Here is a 5,471-nt window from a genome sequence, read left to right as displayed (position 1 = left end):
AGTAATGCTCATCGCTGGATATTTAGTGCCTTATTTAGGTAAACGAAATCTGTTTTTTATTGCGATTACTTGTGGGCTAATTTTTTATACTGGTTTGATTCTTTGCACTGATAAATATGCTTTATTAATACTACAACTTTTTAACGCATTATTTATTGGGATTGTTGCAAATATTGGTATTATTTACTTTCAGGATCTATTGCCAACTCGAATGGGGGTCGCATCGACTTTATTTAATAATGGTGTTATTTTTGGCGTCATTATAGCTGGAATGTTGCAAGGGGTGTTATCTGATATTTATGGGCATAAGATTATTTATTGGGTTGCATTGATTATGGTGGCAATATCGTTGTTATTTTGCATGTTGGTTAAAAAAGACACTGCTAGCCAAGTCAATTAAAGGCGAATGAGTAGCCAAAGTTAATAAGTAATCATTAACGCATAGCCTATTCGCCTTTTATTATCTATTTCGTAAAGGTATTGCATTGGTTTATTGCACCACTATCAAACCCACGTTTAAACCACGTGTAACGTTGTTCAGATGTGCCATGTGTAAAGCTATCGGGTACAATGCGCCCCTCGCTTTGCTGTTGTAAGCGGTCATCGCCAATGGCTTTTGCAGTGTTTAACGCTTGTTCAATATCGCCAACTTCAAGAATATTCTCTTTTTGCATGGCATTCCCACACATCCCCGCATAGCAATCGGCTTGCAATTCTAACTTAACGGATAATTTATTATCGATATTTGCTTGGCCTTGCTTTAACCGCTCCACTTGGTCAAATGTTCCAAGCAAATTTTGCACATGATGGCCAATTTCGTGAGCGATTACGTAACCCTGTGCAAAATCACCTCCACCGCCCAGCCGTAGTTTTAACTCTTGATAGAACGAAGTATCAAGGTAAACAGTTTTATCAATACTACAATAAAATGGTCCCATAAAAGCTTTACCCATACCGCAAGATGTTTGGGTTGCGCCATTATAAAGTACTAATTTAGGAGGAGTGTAGGTTTTACCTAAATGTTGAAATTCTTGATGCCAATAATCTTCAGTGCTTGCTAAAATGATTGATGTAAATTTGGCAGCATCTTCATCAGTAATTGAATATTGGTTTAAGCTTTGTTCAGTGCTATTTGTGTCAATAAGATCTGAATTTAGTAGCCCTGTTAAATCAACACCATAATAGCCAGCAACTAATACCACCAGCAATAACGCAACTTTACCTTTACCACCAATAGGGATTCGAGCACCTGAATCACCAATCGATTGTGAGCGACGATCTTCAATATTATCGCTTTCTCTTTGGCCTCTCCAACGCATAGTCATTACCTTTGTCAGTTTTTATCCATTTTAGATGATAACAAGCAAGGATTCTAGATTAAACTGATGTTATCGTTGCAATTTGAAAAACTTAATAATAAATAACCTGCTTTACAATGAGTAAAGCGTTTGTTCTCAAAAAAGTTATTTCTTATTATTTTTAGGTATATAATATTACTATCACAGTTTTGTTTAACATTCAAAGGTATTATCATGCCATATTTATTGCTGACATTAGCGGCTTGTTTTTGGGGCGGTAATTATGTGGTGGGGCGAGTTTTAGTTACCCAAGCCGATCCCATGGTGATATCTGAAGGACGTTGGGTTATTACTGCGCTGTTACTATTGTGCCTTTATCATAGCCAAGTGCGTAGCGACTTATCCAAAATTAAAAAGTCAATCTGGCCAATATGTTTGCTGGCTATTTTTGGTCAAATTATATTTCCATTAGCGCTATATATTGGGCTTCAATATACCTCATCGCTCAATGCGTCAATTTATTTATCAGCCACACCTGGAATGGTTTTAGTAATGAATAAATTACTATTTAATGATGCAATTTCAAAAAATAATATTTTAGGTGTTTTGTTCAGTACTATGGGGGTTATTTATCTTATTCTGCAAGGAAATGTCGCCAATTTAAGTGAGCTCAGCAATATTAATAAAGGTGATTTATGGGCGATGGCATCAGCAATAAGCTGGGCTTGCTATAGCGCATTTTTACGGTTAAAAGATAAATCGATATCAGGTAATGCCTTTGTGACTGTGAGTGCCGTATTAGGCTCGGTTATGTTGTTGCCTATTGCGTTAGTCTATTTTTATTTTCATCCTATTGAGAACCTTGCTCATTATACGGATACGAGTTTTTTGCTTGGCTTATTGTATATTGCTGTTTTTGCATCTTGGCTTTCTTATTTATTTTGGAATAGAGGTATTGTGGCTATTGGCGCAACACGAGGGCAAATATATACTCACATTATTCCTTTGTCAGCAGGTATTTTCAGTATTGTCTTTTTACATACACAAGTTGCATATTTCCATATTGTTTCGATCATATTCATTGTAATTGGGATCTATTTTTGCTCAAAAAGATAAATCGCTAACTCAGCATAAAATAATGTGTGAAATATTTAGTATTGGCTGGCTAATTAGCCGAATATTTACAATATCGTGTTATTTTGCTATAATTAGTGCTCAATTTTCACGAAAAGGAATTGTTTTGTTGCTATTTAGTAGAAATCAAGATAGACAATAAAACATCGGTTTTTGCTTTTTTATTATCCTCATTTTTTATCTTTGCTGTATTTTTGCTTCAATTTTAATTAGCTGATAAGCACATTTCTTAATGTGTAATCTAAAAAGTACGTTCTTTGTGTATTAAAAGGTAACCGTTTACCTTGTTGCATCATTCCTTTTTTTATTCTTTGTATGTAAACAGGCGGTATTCTATGAAAAAGACAAAAAAATCCAAAAACAAACCATTAAATATTAACGATATTACCATAATTGATGATAACAAGTTAAAAAAAGCCATTACTGCAGCAGCGCTCGGTAATGCGATGGAGTGGTTCGATTTTGGTGTGTATGGCTTTTTAGCTTATGTGTTAGGGCAAGTGTTTTTTCCTGATGCATCGCCTAGTGTTCAAATGGTGGCGGCATTAGCCACATTTTCGGTACCGTTTTTGGTTAGACCGTTAGGCGGGGTGGTTTTTGGTATGCTTGGTGATAAATTCGGACGCCAAAAAGTACTATCCATCACTATCATCATTATGTCGTTAAGTACTTTTTGTATTGGCTTAATTCCTTCTTACGCTTCAATTGGCATTGTTGCACCGGTGTTATTACTGTTAGCTAAATTTGCGCAAGGCTTTTCAATTGGTGGAGAATATTCTGGCGCAGCGATATTTGTTGCCGAGTATTCGCCAGATCGCAAACGTGGTTTTATGGGGAGCTGGTTAGATTTTGGTTCTATTGCTGGTTTTTTAGTGGGTGCGGGTTTAGTGGTATTGTTATCAAGTATTCTTGGTAAAGAAGTGTTTCATGAATGGGGATGGCGAATTCCATTTTTATTTGCCCTACCATTAGGGTTGATTGGGCTTTATTTACGTCATGCATTAGATGAAACGCCTGCATTTCAACAACATACTGATTTAATGGATCACAATGATCGCAATCATATTGAAAATCAACCTAAAATGACATTTAAACAGATCATTACAAAATACTGGCGGAGTTTACTTATTTGTGTAGGGCTAGTGATTGTGACCAATGTGACTTATTACATGCTGTTAACCTATATGCCTAGTTATTTATCTCACAATTTAAATTATGATACAGATCATGGCGTGTTAATTATTATAACCATCATGATTGGTATGTTATTTGTGCAACCATTGATTGGTTTTATTAGCGACAAAATCGGTCGAAAGCCATTTATTATTGGCGGTAGCTTGGGGTTATTAATTCTTGCTTATCCTGCATTTGTTATGATCAACAGCGATATTATTGGGCTTATTTTTTTAGGGTTGTTGATTTTGGCTATATTACTTAACTGTTTTACTGGCGTTATGGCCTCTATTTTACCTGCTATCTTTCCAACCAGTATTCGTTACAGTGCGTTGGCTATATCTTTTAATATTTCGGTATTGGTGGCTGGTGCTACACCAACAGTTATCGCTTGGTTAGTTGCAGAAAGTCATAATTTATATATGCCAGCTTATTATCTAATGGCTGTGGCATTAGTTGGTTTACTTACTGGCATAAAAATGAAAGAAACCGCTAATCGACCATTGCGTGGCGGTACGCCTGCTGCATCTGATCGGTCAGAAGCAAAAGAAATTTTATCAGAACATTTTGATTCGATTGAACATAAGGTCGAAGATATTGATGAACAGATTGAAACATTGCAAGAACAGCGCCAAAACTTAGTCGATCAGCATCCTAAATTAGATTAATTTTTGTTGCGTAATTTTAGTGCATCCGAGTTAAGACATTTTCAGTAACTAACTCGGATTTTTTTATAATGAGATTATGTAAGCATAACAAACCTAAAATTTTACTCAATGATAACGACAAAATAGAAATAACAAAATAAATGGGTAAGTGTAAGGTTGGGTAAAAACTTCAATAAAATCAATTGCTTTTCTGAACGACTTTTATAAGTTTAAAACCTATTTTTTAAGTGTGAAAACGAGTATAAATTTAGTCTAAAAATAACTATTTGCGGTGTTTTGTGCCAGTTTTGGCATTATCGCTAAATATCAAAAGTTTGGAAGTTAACAACAAATAGCTTATTCAATACTAATTTATATATATCAAAACCTATTTTATGCCAGCTTACTTCATCATTAGTTTACTATGATACTGCCGCCGATACTCAGTTGGGGTTCGCTCTGTCTTTTTTTTAAAAATCCGACAAAAATAATTACTATCTTTAAACCCCGATGCTAGAGCAATTTCTTTTATATTTAGCTCATAATCCTTTAATAGCAATTTGGCATATTCTAAGCGAATTTGATTAAGATATTCATTTAATCCTATTTTACCTTCGTGTTGAAATAGATGTGATAAGTAATTGGGCGAAATGTAAAACTTATCGGCTAAAAAATCACGCGTAACATCTTCACGAAAATGCGTATCAATGTATTGGCGAATCGCCTCAAAAAGACTGGTAGTTTTGGATGATGTTTTAATATCGACATTTAGCAAATCAAGGGTGTTGCTAAGTAAACTGTGAATAAGGTGATAAGCTGTTTTATTTTGTTTGCTCGGTTGGTTATACCGAGTTAACTCGGTCAATGCTTGAATAATAAATGAGCCAACCCGAGGACCACGCCTTGGGATATTGACTTGCTCATGGGGAATCAATTGTCTGCCATCCCAATGTAATAGTGTTATAGCAATTTGCTGTTTGCCAAATAAAATAGTTAATAAGGTAGATGGGGCTTGCCAAATGGGTTTGTTCCAACTGTGAGCTGTGACATAAAGTAAATCGTTGGTTGAAAGTACTTTTTCAAGTACGTTGCCGTCGTTATTAGCCCATAGCATTTTTTGTTTACCATCTAAGATGATCTCAATTCTAGGAAAATCGACTTGATAGGCATGTAAAGGGGCACAATTGCTGTTATTAGCGAAATAGATGTGATTGATTGT

5 protein-coding genes are annotated in these 5,471 nt (G+C 35.2%); 3 read left to right on the top strand and 2 right to left on the bottom strand.

Going from position 1 to position 5,471, the window contains the following annotated elements:
* Nucleotides 1-400 (top strand): MFS transporter (locus A9G30_RS06630; RefSeq protein ID WP_141672027.1); only part of this gene is annotated, 400 nt, incomplete at its 5' end.
* A gap of 64 nt (nt 401-464) precedes the next feature.
* Here A9G30_RS06630 and ypfJ read toward each other — a convergent pair.
* A complete protein-coding gene (gene ypfJ, locus A9G30_RS06625; protein WP_065588435.1) occupies nt 465-1,319 on the bottom strand; it encodes a KPN_02809 family neutral zinc metallopeptidase in 855 nt (284 codons plus the stop codon).
* Nucleotides 1,320-1,532: 213 nt separating this feature from the next.
* Here ypfJ and A9G30_RS06620 point away from each other — a divergent pair, with 213 nt between their 5' ends.
* Together A9G30_RS06620 and proP are read left to right on the top strand one after the other, a co-directional pair.
* Entirely contained in the window at nt 1,533-2,414 is an 882-nt protein-coding gene (locus tag A9G30_RS06620; RefSeq protein WP_065582907.1) for a DMT family transporter, read from the top strand.
* A gap of 353 nt (nt 2,415-2,767) precedes the next feature.
* Complete coding sequence (gene proP / locus A9G30_RS06615) at nt 2,768-4,273, top strand: glycine betaine/L-proline transporter ProP (protein ID WP_065582906.1); 1,506 nt, start codon at nt 2,768-2,770, stop codon at nt 4,271-4,273.
* Between the two features lie 382 nt (nt 4,274-4,655).
* Here the strand turns inward: proP and A9G30_RS06610 are convergent, their stop codons facing one another.
* Nucleotides 4,656-5,468, bottom strand: a complete 813-nt coding sequence (locus A9G30_RS06610; protein WP_081295743.1) for an AraC family transcriptional regulator — start codon at nt 5,466-5,468, stop codon at nt 4,656-4,658.
* Nucleotides 5,469-5,471: the final 3 nt, after the last annotated feature.

The sequence above is a fragment of the Gilliamella sp. Fer4-1 genome, from assembly GCF_001690515.1.
Classification (GTDB): Bacteria; Pseudomonadota; Gammaproteobacteria; order Enterobacterales; family Orbaceae; genus Gilliamella; species Gilliamella apicola_C.
This window is presented reverse-complemented; position numbering and strand designations above follow the sequence as displayed.